This window comes from Sphingomonas sp. RIT328 (genome assembly GCF_000632225.1).
GTDB lineage: Bacteria > Pseudomonadota > Alphaproteobacteria > Sphingomonadales > Sphingomonadaceae > Sphingomonas > Sphingomonas kyungheensis.
This window is the reverse complement of the sequence record NZ_JFYV01000054.1, coordinates 139,332-160,576: the sequence shown is the minus strand read 5'-3', so window position 1 is coordinate 160,576 and position 21,245 is coordinate 139,332. Positions and strand designations below refer to the sequence as shown.

Genomic DNA, 21,245 nt, shown 5'->3' with positions numbered 1-21,245 from the left:
ATGACGAGTATATGACCGGTATTGGGATGCTTAGCCTGAGCTAGAAGCAGCCAAGTTACTGTTGGCGAATAGAAAAGTGTCAAATTTACATCCACGAATGCCAGGCCGGTCGTGCGTCATTTATTTTTCTCGTGGCAGGATGGACGGATATGGCGAAATCGCAGTCATCTAGCCCCACCTCCCGGGCGCTGCTACAGACAGTACACGACGAGGGAGGATTGAGGTGACGTCATCGGCGATGGATCGGCTCGTGGCGATCATGGCGCGGCTGCGGGATCCCGTCCACGGCTGCTCGTGGGACGTGGCGCAGACCTGGGCGACGATCGCGCCCTATACGATCGAGGAAGCCTATGAGGTCGCCGACGCGATCGCGCGCGACGATGCGGCGGATCTTAAGGATGAACTCGGCGATCTGCTGCTCCAGGTCGTCTTCCATAGCCGGATCGCCGAGGACGCCGGCACCTTCACGCTCGACGACGTCGCCGCGGCGGTGAGCGACAAGATGGAGCGGCGGCATCCTCATATATTCGGCGACGCCGATGCGACGCCGGGCTGGGAAGCGATCAAGGCCGCCGAACGGGAAGGCCAAAGCGATACCAGTGCGCTTGCCGGCGTCGCGGTGGCCCTGCCCGCGCTGATGCGCGCCGTGAAGTTGCAGAACCGCGCCGCCCGGGTCGGCTTCGACTGGCCGGACGGCGACGGCGCATTGGCCAAGGTGCATGAGGAGATCGCGGAGGTCGCCACGGCGACGGGCGACGCGGTCGAAGAGGAGATCGGCGACCTGCTGTTCGCCGTGGTCAATTGGGCGCGCCACCTCGGCATCGATCCGGAAGCGGCGCTGCGTCGGGGCAATGCCAAGTTCGAACGACGCTTCCGGGGGATGGAGGGGATCGCCGGCGACGCTTTCGCCGCCTTGCCGCTCGCCGACAAGGAAGCGTTATGGCAGCGGGTCAAGCACGGCTAGCGTTGCAGGAAACGCGCATAGTCGCGCTCGGCGAGCCGCACCTCATATTGCGTTTCGAGATCCTCGCTGATCTGCCCGAGCACCTCGCCATGCGCGTGCAGCCATGCCGCGCCGGCGCCGTCACCGGCGTCGAGCGTGATCCAGTAACGGCGGTGCCCGGCGGTCAGCTTGGCGGCGACCTGTTCGATCAGGTCGTCGACCCCTTCCCCGCTCAACGCGGAAAGTGCGACGACATCATCGCGATGCCCCGCCTCGACCAGCACGTCCTCGTGCCGCTCGGGATCGAGCAGGTCGAGCTTGTTCCACGCCTCGAACCGCGGGGTCTGCTCGGATACGCCGATCTCTGCGAGCACCGCCTCGACGTCGCTGCGCTGCGCCTCGCTGTCGGGATGCGCGATATCGCGGACGTGGATCAGAAGATCGGCCGAGACGACCTCTTCCAGCGTCGCCTGGAAGGCGGCGACGAGCTGCGTCGGCAGGTCGGAGACGAAGCCGACCGTGTCGGACAGGATCGCCTTGTCGATTCCCGGCAGTGAGATTTGCCGCAGCGTCGGGTCGAGCGTCGCGAACAGCAGATCCTCGGCCATGACGTGCGCGCCGGTGAGCCGGTTGAACAGCGTCGACTTGCCGGCATTGGTATAGCCGACCAGCGCGATGATCGGCCACGGTGCCCGCTGGCGCCGATCGCGATGCAGACCGCGCGTGCGGCTGACCTGATCGAGTTCGCGCCGCAGCCGCGCCATCCGGTCGCGGATCAGCCGGCGATCGGCCTCGATCTGCGTCTCACCCGGACCGCCTAGGAAGCCGAAGCCGCCACGCTGCCGTTCGAGATGGGTCCAGCTGCGCACCAGCCGGCCGGCCTGATAGTCGAGATGCGCGAGTTCGACCTGCAACCGCCCTTCGGCGGTCGCCGCACGCTCGCCAAAGATTTCGAGGATCAGTCCGGTGCGGTCGATTACCTTGGCTTCGAGCGCGGTCTCGAGATTGCGCTGCTGCACCGGGGTGAGGCTCGCATCAAAGACGACGAGGTCGGCCTCGTTCTGCCGCACCTGTACGGCGAGCTGTTCGACCTGACCGCTGCCGATCAGGGTCGCCGCCTTGGGCGCCCTCACCCGCACCGCGACCTTGTCGACGACGACCAGGCCGATCGCCGCGGCGAGGCCCGCCGTCTCGTCGAGCCGGGCATCGGCATCGCGATGCGCGTCGCCGGAATCGGGCAGCACGACGAGGGTGCGGCCGCCGCGGGCGAATTCATCGCGATCGCGATTGAAGCCATTGGTCACGGTCAGTCTTCCGTCTCCCCTTCATCGGCGAGGTTCAGCGCGCGCGCCGGCTGGATGGTCGAGACGGCGTGCTTGTAGACGAGCTGCGCCATGCCTTCGCGCTGGAGCAGCATGCAGAACAGGTCGAAGCCGGCGATCTGACCCTGCAGCATGACGCCGTTGATCAGGAACATCGTCACCGAATCTTCCGATTTGCGCACGGCGTTGAGGAAGATCTCCTGCAACAGCGGCTGCTTGCGCTGCGCCTCGCCGACCGATTCGATCAGCGCGGCGATATCCATCGGGCCGGACGGCATGATCGTCGAAATGGCGTGCTTGTAGATGAGCTGCGACTGGCCGTCGCGGCGCAGCAGCACCGAGAAATTGTCGAACCAGGTGACGATGCCCTGGAGCTTGACGCCCTTGACCAGGAACATGGTCACCGGGGTCTTGGAGCGGCGGAGAGCGTTGAGGAAGAGGTCCTGCAACGAGCCTTGTTTTTCGGCCATACATAAGCCTTTCGGTTCTTGGCGAGCCGTTTGCCCGCTATCGCGCCGTTTCCCGGCGTCGGATCACCGCCCGGATCGGGCGACGACGTGCATCTATGAACGATGGGGCGCTGCGTCCAGCACCTAATCCTCGCGCACGTCGGTGATGCCGAGCAGCTTGAGCTTCCGGTGCAGCGCCGAACGCTCCATGCCGATGAAGCTGGCGGTGCGGCTGATGTTGCCGGAAAAGCGACGGATCTGGACGCGGAGATATTCGCGCTCGAAGGTCTCGCGTGCCTCGCGCAGCGGCGCGCCCATGATCGCCCCGCCCCCGCCGCTGCCAAGGTCGCCCTGGTCGCCGAGCACTTCCGCGGGCAGCAGGTCGAGATCGATCCGCCCGATCCGGTCGCCCGGCGCGAGGATGATCGTCCGCTCCACCACGTTGCGGAGCTGACGGACGTTGCCCGGCCAGTCGTACGACTGCAACGCGACCATCGCGTCGGCGGCGATCTCCGGCGTCGGCACGCGGCGTTCGGCGGCATAATGCGCCATGAAATGTTCGACCAGCGCGGGAATGTCTTCGCGCCGTTCGGCGAGCGGCGGCAGCACGACCGGGACGACATTGAGGCGATAATAGAGATCCTCGCGGAACCGGCCTTCGCTGATCTCGTGGGTCAGGTCGCGCGAGGTCGCCGAGACGACGCGGACGTCGACCCTGACGATGCGCGTGCCGCCGATGCGGCTGAAGCTCTGGTCTGTCAGCACGCGCAGGATGCGCGCCTGCGTCGCGATCGGCATGTCCGCGATCTCGTCGAGGAACAAGGTCCCGCCATGCGCCTGTTCGAGCAGGCCGGGACGGATCAGGTCCCCGCCTTCCTCGACGCCGAACAGCTCCTCCTCGACGCGCTCGGGCGTCATCCGCGCCGCGCTGACGATGACGAACGGCGCCTGCGCGCGGTTGCTCCAGCCGTGCAGCAGCCGGGCAGCGACCTCCTTGCCGACCCCGGCCGGCCCCATGATGAGGACGCGGCTGCCGGTCGCGGCGACGCGCTTCAGCGTCGCGCGCACGCCATTGATCGCACCCGAACTGCCGGTGAGATCGCTCTCCCGCCCTGCCGAGACGCGCAGGCTGGCGACCTCGCGACGCAAGCGCTCGGTCTCGGTCGCGCGGGCGACGAGCAGCAGCAGCCGCTCCGCCTCGAACGGCTTTTCGATGAAGTCGCTGGCGCCGCGGCGGATCGCGGCGACGGCGGTATCGAGATTGCCGTGGCCCGAAATGACCAGCACCGGGATGGACGGATCGCGCCGCTTGATCTCGTCGAGCAGCTCAAGCCCGTCGAGTCGTGATCCCTGCAACCAGACGTCGAGCAGCACCAGCGACGGCCGGCGGGTGGCGATCGCCTCCAGCGTCGCGTCGCTGTTCGCGGCGGAGCGGGTGTCATAGCCTTCGTCTTCAAGGACGCCGGCGACGAGTTCGCGGATATCGTGTTCGTCATCGACGACGAGGATGTCGAGCGGCATAATTAATTCCGATTACGAGTAAGGGCGGCGAGCTGGCCGTCGCCGGCGGGCTCGGGCGCGGCGGCCCCCTGGTCGAGGGCGGCGAGAGCGGCGGCGTCGAAGGTCATGCGGACGATGGTGCCGCCGCCGTCGCGGTCGGCGAAGGTCATCATGCCGTGATGCTCCTCGACGATCTTCTTGACGATCGCGAGGCCGAGCCCGGTGCCCCGTGCGCGTGTCGTCATATAGGGTTCGACGATCCGGTCGCGATCGGGCGGCAGTCCGACGCCGGTGTCGGCGACCTCCACGATCATCACCGCATCCTCCTCGGCAACGCGCATCGTCACGCTGCCGCCCGCATCGCCCTTGCTTTCGATCGCCTCGACCGCATTCTTGACGATGTTGGTGAAGGCCTGCCCGAGCTGCCGCCGGTCGCAGACCAGCGCGGGCGCCGGCAGGCTGTGATCGAGCGTGAAGCGGATCGACGGATGCGCGACCTCGTGCAGGAACAATGCTTGTCGGGCGATGTCGACCAGCGACTCTTCGCGGAACACCGGCTTGGGCATGCGCGCGAAGGAGCTGAACTCGTCGACCATCCGGCGCAGGTCGCCGACTTGGCGAACGATCGTGTCGGTCAGCCGCGCGAAGGTCGTGTCCTCGGGGTCGATCTTGCTGCCGTAGCGGCGCTGGAGCCGCTCGGCGGCGAGCTGGATCGGGGTGAGCGGGTTCTTGATCTCATGCGCGATCCGGCGCGCGACGTCGGACCAGGCGGCGCGGCGCTGGTCGAGCAGCTGCTGCGTGATGTCGTCGAAGGTCAGGATCGGCCCGGCGTCGGTCCGCGCGATCCGCACGGCAAGCGTCCGCGTGTCGCCGCTGCGGATGACCTGGACGATCGCCTCGCGCATGTCGCCGTCGACCAGTTCGGCGAGCTCGGGCGCGATCCTGCTCAGCGGGCGGCCGATCAGACCATCGGCGCCGGTGCCGATCAATTCGGTCGCCGAGCGGTTGGCGATGCGGATCGTCCCGTCTTCGGCGGTGGCGATGACACCGGCGGAAACCCCGGCCATCACCGCCTCGATCAGCGCACGGCGATTGTCGAGCTGATCATTGGCGCTGACCAGGGCGCTGTTCTGCTCCTGCAGTCGACCGGTCATTTGGTTGAAGGCATTGGCGAGCGTGCCGACCTCGTCCTTGCGGCGCGGATCGGGGACGCGCGCGGTGAGATCGCCGGTGGCGACCTTACGCGCGGCGCCGACGAGCTCCGCGACCGGACGGACAAGGCGATCGGCGACAGCCAGCGCCGCCCAGACGGCGATACCGACGATCAGCAGTGAGACGATCAGCAAGGCCGCATTGAACTTGAGCTGGAGCGACCGGGACCGGCTTTGCAGCGCCTGATAGTCGCGGATGATCGCGTCGCCGCGGCGCAGCTGGCTGGCAAGCTGCGGATCGAAGATGCGCGCCGAATAGAGATAGGCGCCTTTGCCATAAGCGATCGGCACGACCACACCGATCCGGTCGTCGCTGCGGATGACGACGAAGCCGGCGCCAGTATCGAGCGCCTGTTCCACCGCCGGGGTTACGAGGTTCCGCAGCGGCTTGCCATAGGGGTTGAGCACGATCAGCGGATCGGACTCGCCGCGGCGGATGATCATCGCCTCCGATTGTTCACGGCGATAGGTCTGGATCAGGAGCGCCTGCTGAAAATAGGCGCTGTCGATCGCATGACCCTGCAAATCGACGGCGAGGTCGCCGCTCATCGCCTGGACCTGCGAGATGACGCGATTGGCCTCGCGCTGATAGTTCTCGCCGACCAGGGTCCGCGCATTCTCGATCATGCCGCTCGCGCGATCGGACGACCAGAATTCGACGCCGATCTGGAACAGCAGGGAGGCGAAGATGGTGACGAGCAATGCCGGCACCGCGGCGATGATCGAGAAGATGGCGACGAGGCGGACGTGCAGCACGCCCTCGCCCCCGACGAGCGACGCCGCGGCCCGCCGCCGCGCGATACGCCGCCCGACGAGCATCAGCAGCGCGATACCCGGCACCAGATTGGCGACGAGCAACGAGGCGATCGCCGGCGGTGACAGGGGCTGGGCCGGCTTGCTGCTGCCGGTGATGATGAAATAGGTGGCGGTCGCGATCGCTATGGCGAGCGCCAGCACCAACGCCTCGACGGCGGGCGTGATGCGCAGCCGGCGATCCGGGAGGGATTCGATCAGATCGGGCGTGACGGCCGCGTTCATTGTCGCCATCGTACAACGTGGATTGTTGCACGGAAACCACATAATTTGGCGTTGCCGGTGGTTTGTGGTGACACCGGGACGAACGACGCTAGCGGCCGGCCCCGCCGCCCCTCATTCGTCGGTGCGTGCGCTGATCCCGAGCGTGTCGAGCCGCTTGCGCAGCGTGTTGCGGTTTAGGCCGAGCGCACGCGCTGCACGGAGCTGATTGCCACCGTGACGGGCGAGCATCACGGCGATGAGCGGTCGCTCGACCTCGCCGATGACGCGATCGTACAGGCTGCCGTCGTCTAGCGCGTCGGGGCGCTCGCGCGCGATCCGCTCGACGAGATGGCGGACCGCCTCGGCGATGCCCGGATCGGCCGCCTCCCCCGCGCCGCCCGGCGCACCGAGCAGATCGCGGATCGTCGCCGCGTCGATCAGCTCGTCGCGGGCGAGCACCGCCAGGCGCCGCATCAGATTCTCCAGCTCGCGGACATTGCCCGGCCAGTCGTGCGCGGTCAGCGCCGCCTGCGCCGCATCGCTGAGCTGGCGCCGCGGCAGTCCCTGCGCCGCGGCGCTCTCTAGGAAGTGGCGGGCGAGCAGCGGGATGTCCTGCCGCCGTTCGCGCAGCGCGGGCAGCGCGATCGGCACGACGTTGAGGCGGTAGAACAGATCCTCGCGGAACTGGCCCGACGCGACCTGCGTCGTCAGATCGCGGTTGGTCGCCGCGACGACGCGGACATCGGCACGCATCGCCCGCGCACCGCCGACCGTGGTGAATTCACCCGACTGGAGCACGCGCAGCAGCCGCGTCTGTGCCTCCATCGGCATGTCGCCGATCTCGTCGAGGAACAGGGTGCCGCCGGCCGCCTGTTCGAACCGGCCGGCATTGCGCACCGCGGCGCCGGTGAAGGCGCCGCGCTCATGGCCGAAAAGCTCCGCCTCAATCAGCTCACGGGGAATCGCGGCCATGTTGATTGCAACGAACGGCGCCGCCCGCCGCGCGCCGAGATCGTGGATCGCGCGGGCGACCAATTCCTTGCCGGTGCCCGACTCGCCGGAGATCAGCACGGTCAGATCGTTCGAGAGCACCCGCGCGATGATGCGGTAGACGTCCTGCATCGCCGGCGAGCGACCGATCAGCGGCAAGGCGGGGTCCTCCCCCGCCTCGGGCTGCGGCATCACCGCGCCGCGCGCCAGCGCGCCGGCGACCGCGCGGGTCAGATCGTCGAGGTCGAAGGGCTTGGGGAGATATTCATAAGCCCCGACCTCGGCCGCACGCACCGCCGTGGTCAGCGTGTTCTGCGCCGACAGGATGATCACCGGCAATTGCGGCAGGCGCTCGCCGATCTCCTGCGCACGGGCGATGCCGTCGCCGTCGGGCAAAATGACATCGGTGATCAGCACGTCCGGCACGCGGGTGGCGAGCATCCGGTCGAGCTGCGCCAGCGTCTCGGCGGTCTGGACGTCATGACCGGCCCGGCGCAGCGCCTGCGCGACGACGGTGCGGATCGCGGCATCATCGTCGACGACGAGGACACGGCTCACAGCGTCGCTCGCGGCAGCAGGAGGCGCAACGTCGTCATTTCGGGGGTTCCTTCGCGGGCATATTGGACGATGCCGCCCATGTCGCGCATCAGCTTGTCGACCAGGGCGAGGCCGAGCCCCTGCCCCTCCGGCCGTCCCGAGACAAAGGCGTCGAACAGATGGTCGGCGATGTCGGCCGGCGCGCCCGGGCCGTTGTCGGTCACGCAGATCTCGATCGGCAACGGCGTGCGCGGTCGGCCCGCGGCGGCGGCGACCGACATGCCGTGACGATAGGCCGTCGTGATCAGGATGCGCGGGTTGCGCTCGGTCCGGCACGCCTCCACCGCATTCTTGAGCAGGTTGATGAGGATCTGGAGAAGCGCATCGCGGTTGATCGCCGCATCGGGCAGCGACGGATCGAACCGTTCCTCGATCGTCACGCCGCGACCAAAACCGGCGAGCGCAAGCCGGCGCGCATGGCCGAGCAACGGGTAGATATTCTCGCCATGGATCGGCAGCGGGCGGGTGTCGCTGAAATCCTGCATCCGGTCGATCAGCGCGGCGATGCGATCGACCTCGGTGACGATCAGCGTGGTGAGTTCGCCGGTGCCGAGCAATTGCGCCGCGCCGCGGATGCCCGACAGCGGGTTCTTGATCTCATGGGCGAGCATCGCCGCAGCGCCGCTCGCCGCGCGCGCCCCGCCGCCGGACTGGGCGAGCCCGCGGGTGGTCGCCGCGCTGTGCAGGGTAATGGCGCGCCAGCCGGGATGATCGGACACGGCCGCCTCGACGAAGTCGACGCGGATCTTGGGGCCGTGCGGCGTCGCGATCTCGGCGTCATAATAAGCGAAGCCGCCCTCGCGGCGATCGTCGGCAGCCGGCGGCGGCAGGATCGCGGCGAGCGGCTGGCCGCGCATCACCCGCTCGGACAGGTTGAGCAATTGCTCTGCGAAGGCATTGGCATGGGCGATGCGATCGTCCGGATCGATGACGATCACCGCGACCGGCAGCGCACCGAACAGCTCGGCGAAACCGGGGCGACCCGAGGCATAGCCGCTGTGCGGCGTCATCACGCGGTCAGGCAGCCTGCGCGATCGGCTGGTCGCGGAGCGGCGCGTAGAAGTCGGCGAGCATCCGCTTGACCACCGCCGCATCGGGCTGCTGGTTGACCGTATTGCGGAACTCGGCTGATCCGGTCAGCCCCTTGGTGTACCAGCCGATATGCTTGCGGGCCATATTGACGCCGGTGACGCTGCCGTAATGATCGAGCATCGCGTCATAATGTTCGCTGATGACGCGATATTGCTCGTCGAGCGAAGGGTCGGCGCGACGCGTGCCGGTGGCGAGATATTCCATCACCTGACCGAGCAGCCACGGCCGGCCGTATGCGCCGCGGCCGATCATGATGCCGTCCGCACCCGATTGGTCGAGCGCGGCGACCGCATCTTCGATCGAGCAGATGTCGCCATTGGCGATCACCGGGATGCTGACCGCATCCTTGACGGTGCGGATGAAGCGCCAGTCGGCGCTGCCCTTGTACATCTGGTTGCGGGTGCGGCCGTGGACGGTGATGAGCTGGACGCCGAGATCCTGCGCGATCCGGGACAGCTCGGGCGCGTTGAGGCTGTCGAGGTCCCAGCCCATCCGCATCTTGAGCGTCACCGGCGCCTTGACCGCCTTGACTACCGCGTCGACCAGCTGCGCGGCGAGCGTAGGGTCGCGCATCAGCGCCGACCCCGCGTCGCCGTTGGTGACCTTGCGCACCGGGCAGCCCATGTTGATGTCGATGATCGCCGCGCCGCGATCCTCGGCGAGCTTCGCCGCCTCCGCCATCTCATAGGGGGTGCAGCCGACCAGCTGCATCGACACCGGCTCTTCGGACAGATGCCAGGCCGCTTTCTGGATCGACTGGCGCGTCTCGCGGATCGCCGCCTGGCTGGCGATCATCTCGGTGACATTGAGGCCGGAGCCGTAGCGCCGGACGAGCGTGCGGAACGGCATATCGGTGACGCCGGTCATCGGCGCCAGGATGACGGGGGTGTCGATCCGCACGGGACCGATCTGGATGGGCGAAAGAGCTGCCATGATCTGCCTGAAAAACAGGCATCGCCCTAGCGACTTGCCGCGGTGCTGGCAAGGTCGCGGGCGGCGGGCTAGGATGGGGCGATGACCGAACGAGCTTATACGACGGCGCTGATCGTGGCGGCGGGCAGCGGCGTGCGCGCCGGCGGGGCCTTGCCCAAACAATATGCCACGATCGCCGGCAAGCCGCTGATCGCCCATGCCTACGCCGCCTTCGCCGACCATCCCGCAATCGATCGGGTGGTGGTGGTGATCGCCCCCGGCGCCGAGCCGCTGGCGCAGGCGGCGCTGGGCGCGGTGACGCTGGTGACGGGCGGCGCGTCGCGGCGCGAGTCGGTGGCGAAGGGCCTTGCCGCGGTCACCGGCGCGCGGGTGCTGGTGCATGATGCGGCAAGGCCGTTCGTGCCCGCCGCGGTGATCGATCGGGTCGTCGCCGCGCTCGATGCGGCGGACGGTGTCATCCCGGCGATCGCCGTGGCGGACACGTTGGTGCGCGACGGCACGGTGGTGCCGCGCGACGGCCTGTCGCGCGTGCAGACGCCGCAAGGCTTCCGCACGGAAGCGCTGCGCGCCGCGCATGCGGCCTGGCCCGCCGACGACGAGGCGACCGACGATGCGCAAATGGTGCAGCGACTTGGCGGCAGCGTCGCTTTGGTGCAGGGCGATGCGATGCTCGACAAGGTAACGCATCCGGAAGATTTCGCCGCCGCCGAGGCGCGCGTGCAATGGGAGTCACGCAGCGCCTCCGGCTTCGACGTGCATCGGCTCGAGGCCGGTGAGCAACTCTGGCTCGGCGGCGTGCTGATCCCACACGACAAGGGCCTCTCGGGTCATAGCGACGCGGATGTCGCGCTGCATGCCCTGACCGATGCGCTGCTCGGCACGATCGCCGCGGGCGATATCGGCACCCACTTCCCGCCCTCCGATCCCCAATGGAAGGGGGCCGATTCGGCGCAATTCCTCCAACATGCCGCGACGCTGATCGCGGAGCGCCGCGGGCGGATCGACTTCGTCGACCTGACGCTGATCTGCGAGGCGCCGAAGATCGGGCCGCACCGCGCGGTGATGCGCGAGCGGATCGCGGCGCTGCTCGACCTGTCGATCGACCGGGTGAGCATCAAGGCGACGACGACCGAACGGCTCGGCTTCACCGGCCGCGGCGAAGGCATTGCCGCACAGGCGGTCGCCACCGTGAGCCTGCCGCGATGAGAGCGCTGCTCGCCATCGTCGGCCTTCTCGCCGCCTCGTCCGCCGAGGCGCAGACCCGGTGCATCACGACACCCGAGGCGGAGGCGATGACGCTCGTCGCCCTGCCCGACATCATCCAGCAGACCGGGATCATCTGCGCGACGCGCCTGCCGTCGTCGAGCCTGATCCGCCGCACCGACAGCCAATTCCTCGGCCGCTATCAGGCAGCGGCGGATCGCGCCTGGCCGGACGCGCGGGCGGCGATCGTCAAATTGTCCGATCCGATGATCGATTCGCTGCTCCAGTCGGAGTTCGCCCGCCCGTTGCTCACGGCGGCGCTCGCGCCCTTGCTGGTCGGGCGGATCAACCCGGCCGATTGCGGCACGATCGACCGTTTCGTGACGCCGCTCGCGCCGCTGCCGCCGCAGAATACCGCGGCGGTGATCGTCACCACCCTGCGCTATTTTAAGGAGCAGAAGGCCAGAGGCAAGGCGAGCGCGGTGCCCGACCTGCCGCTCTGCCCGGAGGGTTCGCGCTGATGGATACGCTGCTACCCCGTGAATTGATCGACGCCGCCACACGCGTCGTCGAGGCGAACCGCGCCGCGGGCCGCACCGTCGCGCTCGCCGAAAGCTGCACCGGCGGGCTGGTCGCCGCGGCGATCACCGAAGTGCCGGGCGCGTCCGACGTGTTCGGCGCCGGCTTCGTCACCTATTCGAACGACGCCAAGATGAAGCTGCTCAAGGTCAACAGCGACGTGCTGGAGACGTTCGGCGCGGTGTCGATCGCGGTGGCGTGGAGCATGGCGCAGGGCGCACTCGCCAACAGCGGCGCCGATGTCGCGGTGGCGATCACCGGCGTCGCCGGGCCGGGCGGCGGATCGGTCAAGAAGCCGGTCGGCACCGTCGTCTTCGCACGAGCGGAGAAGGGCGGCGATCCGTCGGACGTCCATGCCGACCGCAAGGCGTTCGGCGACCTCGGCCGCGGCGGCATCCGGCTTCAAGCGGCGCTGGTCGCGCTCGAGTTGCTGTTGCCGTAAAGCACTTTGGCGCGATCCTCGAACGCGCCGATCATCCGCCGCAACGCCACGCCGAACACCTGGCCGGCGAGCATCTCGAACATCCGGTTCTTGAACTGGAAGTCGACCGCGAAATCGACTGCGCAGCCGCCCTCTTCGGCGCGGAAGCGCCAGTCGTTGTGCAGATATTTGAGCGGCCCGTCGATATATTCGACATGGACGCTGTCGGGCCGCACCTTCTCCACCTTCGAGGTGAACGTCTCGCGCAGCCCCTTGAAGCCGACGATCATGTCGGCGAGCGTCGCGGTGTCGCTGTCCTGGCGGACGCGCATCGCGCTGACCCAGGGCAGGAACTCCGGATAGCGCTTCACGTCGGCGACCATGTCGAACATCTGCTCGGGCGTGTACGGCAGATGCCGGGTCTCGGCGTGTTTAGGCACGTTCGAGCGTCTTCCCGGCGAGCTTAGCGGCGCGGGCATCGCGCATCTTGGCGAAATCGTCGCCGGCATGATAGCTCGACCGGGTCAGCGGCGACGAGGCGACGAGCAGAAAGCCCTTGGCGCGCGCGATCGCGGCATAGCTGTCGAACGCCTTGGGCGTGACGAACTCCGCCACCTTGGCATGGCGCGGCGTCGGCTGGAGATATTGCCCCATCGTCAGGAAGTCGATGTCCGCCGAGCGCATGTCGTCCATCACCTGATGCACTTCCAGCCGCTGCTCGCCGAGGCCGAGCATCACGCCCGACTTGGTGAAGATCGACGGATCGAGCTTCTTGACGCTCTCCAGCAGGCGGATCGAGGCATAGTAACGCGCGCCGGGACGGATCGTCGGATAGAGGCGCGGCACGGTTTCGAGATTGTGGTTGTAGACATCGGGGCGCGCGGCGACGATCGCCTCGACCGCGGCTTCGTGCTTGTTGCGGAAATCCGGGGTGAGGATCTCGATCGTCGTGCGCGGATTGGCGCGGCGGATCGCCTCGATCACCTTGACGAACTGCTGGGCACCGCCGTCCGGCAGATCGTCACGATCGACCGAGGTGACGACGATATGCTCCAGCCCCATCTGCGCCGCGGCGTCGGCGACGTTGTTGGGCTCCATCGGATCGACCGCGCGCGGCATGCCGGTCTTGACGTTGCAGAAGGCGCAGGCCCGGGTGCAGGTGTCGCCGAGGATCATCACCGTCGCATGTTTCTTCGACCAGCATTCGCCGATGTTCGGACACGCCGCCTCCTCGCAGACGGTGGTCAGGCTCTTCGACCGCATCAGTTCGCGCGTCGCGGCGAAGCCGGCGCTGGTCGGCGCCTTGACGCGGATCCAGTCGGGCTTGCGCTGGCGTTCCGGACGGGCGAGCGGAGTCATCTCGTTCATGATCCGCGAGATAGCGACTCCATGGTTTGTGAACAACCATCATGCCGTTTGTGAAGAAGCTTTGCCCGCCTGCCATAGCCGGCACACACCGGATAAATGTGCGTTATAGCTGCCGAAACGGACGCTAATTGGAGGTACAATGACCGACTTCGCCGACATGGTCCAAGGCTATCGCCGGTTCCGCGACAAGGGCTGGACCGAGCAGCGCGAGCGTTGGAGCCAGCTAAGCCAGGGACAGGATCCCAAGGTGATGGTGATCGCCTGTTCGGACAGCCGCGTCGATCCGATGCAGATCTTCGACGTCGCGCCGGGCGAGATCTTCACCGTGCGCAACGTCGCCAATCTCGTCCCGCCGTTCGAAACGAACAAGGGTTTCCACGGCGTCTCCGCCGCGGTGGAGTTCGCGGTGACGCAGCTCGAGGTGCCCGAGGTGGTGGTGATGGGCCACGCCTCGTGCGGTGGCTGCGCCGCGGCACTGTCGGGCGGCTTTGCCGGGCGCGAGAAGGGCAACGGCGGCTTCATTTCCGACTGGGTCGGTCTGCTCGACGCGGCTCGCGACAAGGTGAAGGCCGAATTCGGCGAAGGCGCTGAGGCGAAGCGCGAGCTGGAGCACGAGGCGGTGCGGGTCAGTCTCGCCAACCTGCGCACCTTCCCCTTCGTCGCCGAGCGCGAGGCTGCGGGCAAGCTCAAGCTCCGCGGCGCCTATTTCGCGATCGCGGACGGCGTGCTGCACGTGATGGATGACGACGGGGTCTTCGCTCCGGCGTGATCAAAGCCGACGGCGCTCCGCAGGGGCGCCGCCGTTCACGATCTCAGCCGATGTCCCGCGCATAGACGACATCGTCGTGCAAGGTAGCGCCGACCTGATATTGGCGCCGACCCGCCAGCTCGAAGCCCTGGCGTTCGTAGAACAGTCGTGCGCGCCTATTGCCGCCATAGACTCCGAGCAGCATGCGGGTCGCGCTCAGCGCCCGTGCGTCCTCGACTGCCCGCGCCATCAGCAACGCGCCCAGCCCCGTGCCGCTCGCGACGGGCAAGGTGTAGATACGGCGGAGTTCGATATCGTGCGGTCCTGCCGGGATCGGCAGATCGGGGGCAGTCAGCATCGTATAGCCGACCGGCGCGGCGCCGTCGGGATGTTCGGCGAGCGTCACGACGCTCGCCGGGTCGGCGATCCAGCGTCTGAACGCCTCGACCGAGCTGTTCTTCGCGACATGGGCGACGATGTCCGCCCCGTCGAGGATGCCGGCGAAGGTCGCGAGGAAGCTCGCGCCCGCCACCAGCGCGACCGCAGGCGCATCCGCGGGGGACGCGCGCCGCAGCCGCCAGTGCATCAGCCGACGATCTCTTCGGGCTTGAAGAAATAGGCGATCTCGATCTCGGCATTCTCGTCCGAATCCGAACCGTGAACGGTGTTCGCCTCGATCGATTCGGCGAGTTCCTTGCGGATCGTGCCCGGCTCGGCATTCGCCGGGTTGGTCGCGCCCATGATGTCGCGATTGCGCTGCATCGCATTCTCGCCCTCGAGCACCTGGACGACGACCGGGCCGGAGATCATGAAACTGACCAGATCGTTGAAGAACGGACGCTCGCGGTGCACGGCGTAAAAGCCCTCGGCCTGCTCGCGCGTCATCTGGATGCGCTTCGACGCGACGACGCGCAGGCCGGCCTCTTCGAGCATCTTGGTGACGGCGCCGGTCAGGTTGCGGCGGGTGGCATCGGGCTTGATGATCGAAAAGGTACGGTTCGCGGCCATGATGGTCACGGGCTCCTGTCTTGGGCAATCGTGGAAGTCGCGGAGCCCTAGTCGCGGGGCGGCCTGTTTGCAACCGGTTCGGCTTGAGCGGTCCGGCTCAGGCGGCCTGCTCCCAGCGGCCGGCGTCATTCTGCTTCCAATATCGCCGCTCGATCCCGTCGCGGCCGCCGAGCGCGCGCCACGCCTCGCGCGCGCTGCGGATATGTTCGTCCTCGAAGAAGTGGAAGGCACGATCGAAGTCGAGCGCTGCCTCCCGCCATTCGCCGTCGACCAACGCAACGTGGCGCGCGGCATTGGCCGCCACCACGTCGTCGGCGATCAGGATCGGCTGGCGCGTGTCATCCCCCGCCCCGATCTGTGCATGCGGCACGAAACTGTCGGCGCGATAGCTCCACAGCAGCCGGTCGATGCCGGCACGCTGCTCCGCCCGCGCGCTGACGATGAGCAACCGCTGGCCGCCCTCCACCACCTTCGCCGCAATCTGTGGCAACGCTCGATCGAGCGGGGTCGCGGTAAGGTGGTAGAAATCGACCTGCATGGGCCAGCCTCAGCCCTCGAAACGATCGGCGATGACGCGATCGAGCAGCCGCACGCCGTAACCGGTCGCGCCCTTGTCATAGGTCGCGCCCGCCTTGTCGCTCCACACCATGCCGGCGATGTCGAGATGCGCCCAGGCGACGCCCTCGTCGACGAAGCGCTGGATGAACTGCGCCGCGGTGATCGAGCCGGCGCCCCGCGGACCGACGTTCTTCATGTCGGCGATCGGCGAATCGATCAGCTTGTTGTACGTGTCCGACAGCGGGAAGCGCCACAATTTGTCGCCCGTCGCCAGTCCCGCGGCGAGCAGCGCATCGGCCAGGCCGTCGTCATTGGCGAACAGGCCGCCATATTCGTTGCCGAGGCTGACGATCATCGCCCCCGTCAGCGTCGCCAGATCGATGATCGCCTTCGGGCGGAAGGTCGCCTGCGTCCAGGTGATCGCGTCGGCAAGCACCAGCCGCCCCTCCGCGTCGGTATTGAGGATCTCGATCGTCTGCCCCGACATCGAGGTGACGACGTCGCCCGGACGCTGTGCATTGCCATCGGGCATATTCTCGACCAGCCCCATCACGCCGACGACATTGACCTTCGCCTTACGCGCGGCGAGCGCCTTCATCGTCCCCGCGACCGCGCCGGCACCGCCCATGTCCCACTTCATGTCCTCCATGCCCGCGCCGGGCTTGAGTGAGATGCCGCCGGTATCGAAGGTGACGCCCTTGCCGACCAGCGCCACCGCTGGATCGCCCTCGCCGGCACCGTTCCAGCGGAGCGCGAGGATGCGGGCCTCCCGCACCGACCCCTGGCTGACGCCGAGCAGGGCGCCCATGCCGTGCTGCGCCATCTCCGCCTCGTCGACGGTGATGATCTCGAGGCCGAGGCCCTCGACGCTCGCGCGCACCTGTTCGACGAAGCTTTCGGGGTAGAGGATGTTCGGCGGCGCCGCGACGAGGTTGCGGGTCAGCGTCAGCCCTTCGGTGACGGCCTGCTGCGCGCTCCACGCCGCTTCGGTGCCATCGGGTGCGCCGACGATCGTCAGCCGGGTCAGCGTCGGCTTCTGCTTCTCGGGCAGCTTGGTGCGATATTGGTCGAAGCGCCAGGCGCGCTGCGCGGCGGCGGCGGCGAAGCGCGCGACCGCCTTGGCGGTCGGGCTGACCGAGGCAAGATCAGCGGTCAGTTCGGTCGCGCCCGAGGTGAGCAGCTTGGCGGTCAACGCCCCGCCGGCCTTCTCCCAATCCGCCTCGCTGCCGCTGCCGACGCCGACGAGCAGCACGCGGCGGTGGGTATCGCCCTCGCCGACGAACAGGTCGACGATCGCGCCGGCCTCGCCGTCGAAGCGCGCCGCCTGTGCCGCGGCGCTGGCCAGCGCCTGATGCCCCTCGCCCAGCCCCGCCCAGCTGCCGCGGCCGGCGAGGTCCTTCTCCACCGGCAGCGCGGTGATGGCGGCGGTGGAACGATCGGACGAGAAGGCAATCTGCATAACGGAACACTTCCTGGCACTGACAATAGGCGCATGATCTAAGGTCGCGGTGCGACGAGCACAACGATTGCAGCGCCGTGCGGGTGATGCGATAGGCGGTGCGCGGCTCCGGCGTCGTTCAGGGCGACGCCGGCCACGCCGAAAGGGTATTCGGATTATCGTGTTGCGTTTCGACCTTATGGCCGGCTGTGCGCTCGCCGCCGCGCTGTTCGCTACGCCGGCAGGCGCACAGGACCTGCAGGATCGCCCGGTCGCGCCGCCGCCGGCCAACGATCCCGCGCTGGCGACGCCGGCGACGGCGGATCAGGTGCAGTTCAGCGCCGGCAGCCTCGACTATGACAGCAACGCCGATATCGTCACCGCGCTCGACGAGGTGCGGATGTTCCGGCAGGGCGACCGGCTGCGCGCCGACAAGGTCGTCTGGAACCGCAAGACCGGCAAGGTCGTCGCGACCGGCAATATCGCCGTCACCAATCCCCAAGGCGACGTCGCCTACGGTGATTCGATCGAGCTGACCGATTCGCTGAAAGACGGCGTCGTCCAGAACATGCTCGTCGTGCTCGAACAGGGCGGGCGGATGGCGGCGGAGCGCGGCACGCGCCGCACCGACGGCTCGATGCAGCTCGACAAGGCGGCCTACACCCCCTGCGCGGTGCAGACGTCCGAAGGCTGTCCCAAGACCCCGTCGTGGCAGATCACCGCCGTCCGCATCCTCTACCGCCCGGATCGCGAGCGGGTCTATTTCGGCGGCGGGCAATTCCATCTGTTCGGCCTGCCGGCGGTGCCGCTGCCCGCCTTTTCGATGCCGACCGGGGGCGGCTCGGAAAGCGGGCTGCTCGCGCCCGACCTGCAGCTCGACCGGGTCAACGGCCTCGAACTGGTGACGCCTTATTATTTTCGGCTGGCGCCCAACAAGGGGCTGACCCTCACCCCGCATATCTTCTCGGCGGTGCTGCCGATGATGCAGGCGCGCTACGAGGCGCTCAGCACCAAGGGCGCATTCCAGGTCACCGGATATCTGACCGAAAGCCGCCGCAGCGACGATCTCAACACGACGACGCCGACCGATACCGAGCGCGCGTTCCGCGGCTATATCGACGGCATCGCACGCTATCAGCTCGATCCCTATTGGAGCATCAGCGGCTCGGCGCGCATCGCCAGCGATCGCACCTTCCTGCGCCGCTACGATATCTCGCGCGACGACCGGCTGCGCACCACCGCATCGCTCGAGCGGATCGATCCCAACACCTATTTCGCGCTGACCGGCTGGTATATCCAGACGCTGCGCGTCAACGACCCGCAGGGGACACAGCCGATCGCCTTGCCCGAGATCGACTTCCGCAAGCGGATCGACCTCGGCGGCGGCAAGCTGCAGTTGCAGGCCAATTCGCTCGCGATCACCCGTACGGAGGGGCAGGATACGCAGCGCGCCTTCATCGCCGCGCAATGGGACCTGCGCCGCCTGACCAATTGGGGCCAGGAGGTGACGTTCACTGCTTATGGCCGTGCCGACGCCTATAACACGCACGATTCGATGCTCACCACGGTGGCGAGCTACCGCGGCCTCGACGGCTTCCAGACCCGCGCGATCGGTGCGCTCGCGGTCGACGTCAAATGGCCGTTCATTGGCGAGTTTCTCGGCGGCACGCAGCGGTTGACGCCGCGGGTGCAGCTCGTCGCCACGCCCAAGACCAACAATCTCGACATCCCCAACGAGGATGCGCGCGCGGTCGACCTCGAGGATTCGAACCTCTTCGCGCTCAACCGCTTCGCCGGATACGACCGGTGGGAGGACAGCAGCCGCGTCACCTATGGCGCCGAATGGGCGGTGGCGGTGCCCGGCATCACCTTCAACACGGTGATCGGCCAGAGCTATCGCCTGTCCGAACGGCCGACGATCCTGCCGGTCGGTACCGGGCTCAGCGACCGGTTCTCCGACATCGTCGGTCGATCGACGCTGCGGGTGCGCGACTTCGTGTCGATCATCCACCGTTACCGGCTGGACAAGGACAGTTTCGCGGTGCGCCGCAACGAGGTCGACGCGACGGTCGGTTCGAGCCAGACCTATGTGCTCGCCGGCTATCTGCGCCTCAATCGCAACATCTTCCCCGCGATCGAGGACCTTCAGGATCGCGAGGAGGTGCGGCTCGCGGGGCGCGTCCAGTTTGCGCGCTTCTGGTCGGCGTTCGGGTCGACGGTGATCGACCTGACCGAGCGCAGCGAAGATCCCCTGTCGCTCGCCGATGGCTTCGAACCGATCCGCCATCGCCTCGGCGTGCAATATGAGGACGATTGCCTGCGGCTCGGCTTCACCTGGCGGCGCGATTATCAGGACACCGGCGACGCCCGCTCGGGCAACAGCTTCCTGTTGACGCTGGCGTTGACCAACCTCGGCCGCTAAGCCGCAGTTCAGCTCGATCGGGCCATAGCCGGGAACAGGCGTCGCGAGACAGGCGACGCCGCGCTTTGGGATAACGGAAGAACGTGAAGCAGATCACAGGACGCAGCGCCCGCCTCGGTCGCACCATCAGCTGGCTCGCGCTGGCGGCGATCGCCAGCGGCGCGGTCGCGCAGACCGTCGCCGATCAGCAGGTGCCCGAAACGAACCTCAACATTCCGGCCAATCTCCAGATCTTCGGCAAGCTCGATCCGAACATCCGCAAGCCGACCGCGATCGTCAACGATACGGTCATCACCGGCACCGATGTCGATCAGCGGCTCGCGCTGACGGTCTTCAACAACGGCGGCCGTGGCCCCGCCCCCGAACAGATCGACGAGTTCAAGCTCCAGATCCTGCGCCAGCTGATCGACGAGACGCTCGAGATCCAGGAGGCGAAGACCGCCGAGGTCACCGTCACCGCCGCCGAGCTCGACCAGAGCGAGGCGGGGCTCGCCAAGCGCTTCAACATGACCGTGCCGCAGCTGCGTGTCGCGCTGCGTAAGGCGGGTTCGTCCGAACGCTCGCTGCGTCGCGCGATCGAGGGCGAGCTGGCCTGGAACCGCTACCTGCGCCGCAAGATCGAGCCGTTCGTCAACGTCGGCGACGAAGAGGTCAGCGCGATCCAGAAGCGGATCGAGGCGGCGCGGGGCACCGAAGAATATAATCTGCGTGAGATCTATCTCAGCGCCAACGACGCCAACCGCAACGAGGTGTTCGCCAAGGCCAAGCAGATCATCGGCGAGATCCAGAAGGCGCAGCAGCCGTTCGAGCTGTTCGCGCGCAACTATTCGGAAGCGTCGACCCGCGGCGTCGGCGGCGATCTCGGCTGGATCCGGCTGGTGACGCTGCCGCAGCCGCTCGCCGATGCGGCGCAGCAGATGCAGGTCGGCCAGGTCGCCGGGCCGATCGAGACGCCGGGCGGCTTCTCGATCCTCTATCTCACCGACAAGCGCACGATCGGCGCCGCCGACCCGCGCGACGCGCGACTCAGCCTCAAACAGCTTACCGTCGCCTTCCCCGCCGGCACGACGCAGGCGCAGGCGCAGACCCGCGCCGCCACCTTCGCCAAGACGGTCCAGTCGATCCAGGGCTGCGGTACGGTCGAGAAGGTCGCCGCGACGATCGGCGCCGAGGTGGTCGACAACGATTCGGTCCGCATCCGCGACCTGCCGCCGCAGTTGCAGGAGATCCTGCTCAAGCTGCAGGTCGGTCAGGCGACACCGCCATTCGGCTCGCCGACCGAAGGCGTTCGCGCCCTGGTCCTGTGCGGTCGCGACGATCCGCAGCAATCGGCCGTGCCGGGTGCCGCGCAGATCCAGGGGCAGCTCGAACAACAGCGCGTCAATCTGCGCGCGCAGAGCAAGCTGCGCGATCTACGCCGCGACGCGGTGATCGAGTATCGCTGAG

The 21,245-nt window shown here is 67.7% G+C and carries 19 protein-coding genes and 1 pseudogene; 7 read left to right on the top strand and 13 right to left on the bottom strand.

Going from position 1 to position 21,245, the window contains the following annotated elements:
• Window positions 1-238 precede the first annotated feature (238 nt).
• Window positions 239-964, top strand: a complete 726-nt coding sequence (mazG, locus tag BW41_RS18475; RefSeq protein WP_081793186.1) for a nucleoside triphosphate pyrophosphohydrolase — start codon at window positions 239-241, stop codon at window positions 962-964.
• Here the strand turns inward: mazG and hflX are convergent.
• The 7 genes and pseudogenes from hflX to dusB form a co-directional block, all read right to left on the bottom strand.
• Window positions 961-2,247, bottom strand: coding sequence for a GTPase HflX (gene hflX, locus BW41_RS18470; RefSeq protein WP_037536447.1), 1,287 nt, complete (start codon window positions 2,245-2,247; stop codon window positions 961-963). The genes mazG and hflX overlap by 4 nt on opposite strands.
• Window positions 2,248-2,249: 2 nt before the next feature.
• Window positions 2,250-2,759: pseudogene (gene hfq / locus BW41_RS18465) on the bottom strand (RNA chaperone Hfq); the annotation flags it as partial.
• Window positions 2,760-2,858: 99 nt separating this feature from the next.
• A complete protein-coding gene (gene ntrX / locus BW41_RS18460) occupies window positions 2,859-4,235 on the bottom strand; it encodes a nitrogen assimilation response regulator NtrX (protein ID WP_037536443.1) in 1,377 nt (458 codons plus the stop codon).
• A gap of 2 nt (window positions 4,236-4,237) precedes the next feature.
• Window positions 4,238-6,463 carry a sensor histidine kinase gene (locus BW41_RS18455; RefSeq protein ID WP_051583673.1) on the bottom strand — a complete coding sequence of 742 codons (2,226 nt, stop codon included), beginning with the start codon at window positions 6,461-6,463 and terminating at the stop codon, window positions 4,238-4,240.
• Between the two features lie 111 nt (window positions 6,464-6,574).
• Window positions 6,575-7,990 carry a nitrogen regulation protein NR(I) gene (gene ntrC / locus BW41_RS18450; RefSeq protein ID WP_037536442.1) on the bottom strand — a complete coding sequence of 472 codons (1,416 nt, stop codon included), beginning with the start codon at window positions 7,988-7,990 and terminating at the stop codon, window positions 6,575-6,577.
• The gene (locus BW41_RS18445; RefSeq protein ID WP_037536439.1) at window positions 7,987-9,039 is read right to left on the bottom strand and encodes a two-component system sensor histidine kinase NtrB; all 1,053 of its coding nucleotides are present in this window, start codon (window positions 9,037-9,039) and stop codon (window positions 7,987-7,989) included. Before BW41_RS18445 ends, ntrC begins: the two co-directional genes overlap by 4 nt.
• A gap of 7 nt (window positions 9,040-9,046) precedes the next feature.
• On the bottom strand, window positions 9,047-10,054 hold the full coding sequence (gene dusB / locus BW41_RS18440; RefSeq protein WP_037536436.1) for a tRNA dihydrouridine synthase DusB: 1,008 nt from the start codon (window positions 10,052-10,054) through the stop codon (window positions 9,047-9,049).
• A gap of 81 nt (window positions 10,055-10,135) precedes the next feature.
• Here dusB and BW41_RS18435 point away from each other — a divergent pair, with 81 nt between their 5' ends.
• The 3 genes from BW41_RS18435 to BW41_RS18425 are packed head-to-tail and all read left to right on the top strand — an operon-like array spanning window position 10,136 to window position 12,278.
• Entirely contained in the window at window positions 10,136-11,260 is a 1,125-nt protein-coding gene (locus BW41_RS18435) for a bifunctional 2-C-methyl-D-erythritol 4-phosphate cytidylyltransferase/2-C-methyl-D-erythritol 2,4-cyclodiphosphate synthase (RefSeq protein WP_037536435.1), read from the top strand.
• Window positions 11,257-11,778 carry a hypothetical protein gene (locus BW41_RS18430; RefSeq protein ID WP_037536433.1) on the top strand — a complete coding sequence of 174 codons (522 nt, stop codon included), beginning with the start codon at window positions 11,257-11,259 and terminating at the stop codon, window positions 11,776-11,778. Before BW41_RS18435 ends, BW41_RS18430 begins: the two co-directional genes overlap by 4 nt.
• Complete coding sequence (locus BW41_RS18425) at window positions 11,778-12,278, top strand: CinA family protein (RefSeq protein ID WP_037536431.1); 501 nt, start codon at window positions 11,778-11,780, stop codon at window positions 12,276-12,278. The genes BW41_RS18430 and BW41_RS18425 overlap by 1 nt, the downstream gene beginning before the upstream one ends.
• Here BW41_RS18425 and BW41_RS18420 read toward each other — a convergent pair.
• Both BW41_RS18420 and lipA read right to left on the bottom strand, forming a co-directional pair.
• Window positions 12,239-12,697 carry a type II toxin-antitoxin system RatA family toxin gene (locus BW41_RS18420; RefSeq protein WP_037536429.1) on the bottom strand — a complete coding sequence of 153 codons (459 nt, stop codon included), beginning with the start codon at window positions 12,695-12,697 and terminating at the stop codon, window positions 12,239-12,241. The two genes, BW41_RS18425 and BW41_RS18420, sit on opposite strands and share 40 nt — an antisense overlap.
• Window positions 12,690-13,625, bottom strand: a complete 936-nt coding sequence (lipA, locus tag BW41_RS18415; protein ID WP_037536427.1) for a lipoyl synthase — start codon at window positions 13,623-13,625, stop codon at window positions 12,690-12,692. The genes BW41_RS18420 and lipA overlap by 8 nt, the downstream gene beginning before the upstream one ends.
• Before the next feature lie 139 nt (window positions 13,626-13,764).
• On the opposite strand from lipA, the gene BW41_RS18410 reads away from it, so the two are divergent.
• Window positions 13,765-14,394 (top strand): carbonic anhydrase, encoded by a 630-nt coding sequence (locus BW41_RS18410; protein ID WP_037536425.1) that lies wholly within the window; start codon window positions 13,765-13,767, stop codon window positions 14,392-14,394.
• Window positions 14,395-14,437: 43 nt separating this feature from the next.
• Here BW41_RS18410 and BW41_RS18405 read toward each other — a convergent pair whose 3' ends face one another.
• The 4 genes from BW41_RS18405 to BW41_RS18390 form a co-directional block, all read right to left on the bottom strand.
• A complete protein-coding gene (locus BW41_RS18405; protein ID WP_037536424.1) occupies window positions 14,438-14,959 on the bottom strand; it encodes a GNAT family N-acetyltransferase in 522 nt (173 codons plus the stop codon).
• A complete protein-coding gene (gene ndk / locus BW41_RS18400) occupies window positions 14,959-15,381 on the bottom strand; it encodes a nucleoside-diphosphate kinase (protein ID WP_037536422.1) in 423 nt (140 codons plus the stop codon). The genes BW41_RS18405 and ndk overlap by 1 nt, the downstream gene beginning before the upstream one ends.
• A gap of 97 nt (window positions 15,382-15,478) precedes the next feature.
• Window positions 15,479-15,919, bottom strand: a complete 441-nt coding sequence (locus BW41_RS18395) for a DNA polymerase III subunit chi (protein ID WP_037536420.1) — start codon at window positions 15,917-15,919, stop codon at window positions 15,479-15,481.
• A 9-nt stretch (window positions 15,920-15,928) separates the two neighbouring features.
• On the bottom strand, window positions 15,929-17,398 hold the full coding sequence (locus BW41_RS18390) for a leucyl aminopeptidase (protein ID WP_037536418.1): 1,470 nt from the start codon (window positions 17,396-17,398) through the stop codon (window positions 15,929-15,931).
• 178 nt (window positions 17,399-17,576) lie between these two features.
• On the opposite strand from BW41_RS18390, the gene BW41_RS18385 reads away from it, so the two are divergent.
• Entirely contained in the window at window positions 17,577-19,799 is a 2,223-nt protein-coding gene (locus BW41_RS18385) for an LPS-assembly protein LptD (protein ID WP_200870473.1), read from the top strand.
• A gap of 83 nt (window positions 19,800-19,882) precedes the next feature.
• Entirely contained in the window at window positions 19,883-21,244 is a 1,362-nt protein-coding gene (locus BW41_RS18380) for a peptidylprolyl isomerase (protein WP_037536414.1), read from the top strand.
• Window position 21,245: the final 1 nt, after the last annotated feature.

What these genes read in the sequence shown, in the direction of transcription:
- BW41_RS18390 (WP_037536418.1), bottom strand. Translation starts at nt 17,398, where the DNA reads ATGCAGATTGCCTTCTCGTCCGATCGTTCCACCGCCGCCATCACCGCG.
- BW41_RS18385 (WP_200870473.1), top strand. Translation starts at nt 17,577, where the DNA reads ATGGCCGGCTGTGCGCTCGCCGCCGCGCTGTTCGCTACGCCGGCAGGC.
- BW41_RS18430 (WP_037536433.1), top strand. Translation starts at nt 11,257, where the DNA reads ATGAGAGCGCTGCTCGCCATCGTCGGCCTTCTCGCCGCCTCGTCCGCC.
- BW41_RS18410 (WP_037536425.1), top strand. Translation starts at nt 13,765, where the DNA reads ATGACCGACTTCGCCGACATGGTCCAAGGCTATCGCCGGTTCCGCGAC.
- ntrX (WP_037536443.1), bottom strand. Translation starts at nt 4,235, where the DNA reads ATGCCGCTCGACATCCTCGTCGTCGATGACGAACACGATATCCGCGAA.
- BW41_RS18445 (WP_037536439.1), bottom strand. Translation starts at nt 9,039, where the DNA reads ATGACGCCGCACAGCGGCTATGCCTCGGGTCGCCCCGGTTTCGCCGAG.
- dusB (WP_037536436.1), bottom strand. Translation starts at nt 10,054, where the DNA reads ATGGCAGCTCTTTCGCCCATCCAGATCGGTCCCGTGCGGATCGACACC.
- BW41_RS18395 (WP_037536420.1), bottom strand. Translation starts at nt 15,919, where the DNA reads ATGCAGGTCGATTTCTACCACCTTACCGCGACCCCGCTCGATCGAGCG.
- BW41_RS18405 (WP_037536424.1), bottom strand. Translation starts at nt 14,959, where the DNA reads ATGCACTGGCGGCTGCGGCGCGCGTCCCCCGCGGATGCGCCTGCGGTC.
- BW41_RS18425 (WP_037536431.1), top strand. Translation starts at nt 11,778, where the DNA reads ATGGATACGCTGCTACCCCGTGAATTGATCGACGCCGCCACACGCGTC.
- BW41_RS18455 (WP_051583673.1), bottom strand. Translation starts at nt 6,463, where the DNA reads ATGAACGCGGCCGTCACGCCCGATCTGATCGAATCCCTCCCGGATCGC.
- lipA (WP_037536427.1), bottom strand. Translation starts at nt 13,625, where the DNA reads ATGAACGAGATGACTCCGCTCGCCCGTCCGGAACGCCAGCGCAAGCCC.
- mazG (WP_081793186.1), top strand. Translation starts at nt 239, where the DNA reads ATGGATCGGCTCGTGGCGATCATGGCGCGGCTGCGGGATCCCGTCCAC.
- ndk (WP_037536422.1), bottom strand. Translation starts at nt 15,381, where the DNA reads ATGGCCGCGAACCGTACCTTTTCGATCATCAAGCCCGATGCCACCCGC.
- BW41_RS18435 (WP_037536435.1), top strand. Translation starts at nt 10,136, where the DNA reads ATGACCGAACGAGCTTATACGACGGCGCTGATCGTGGCGGCGGGCAGC.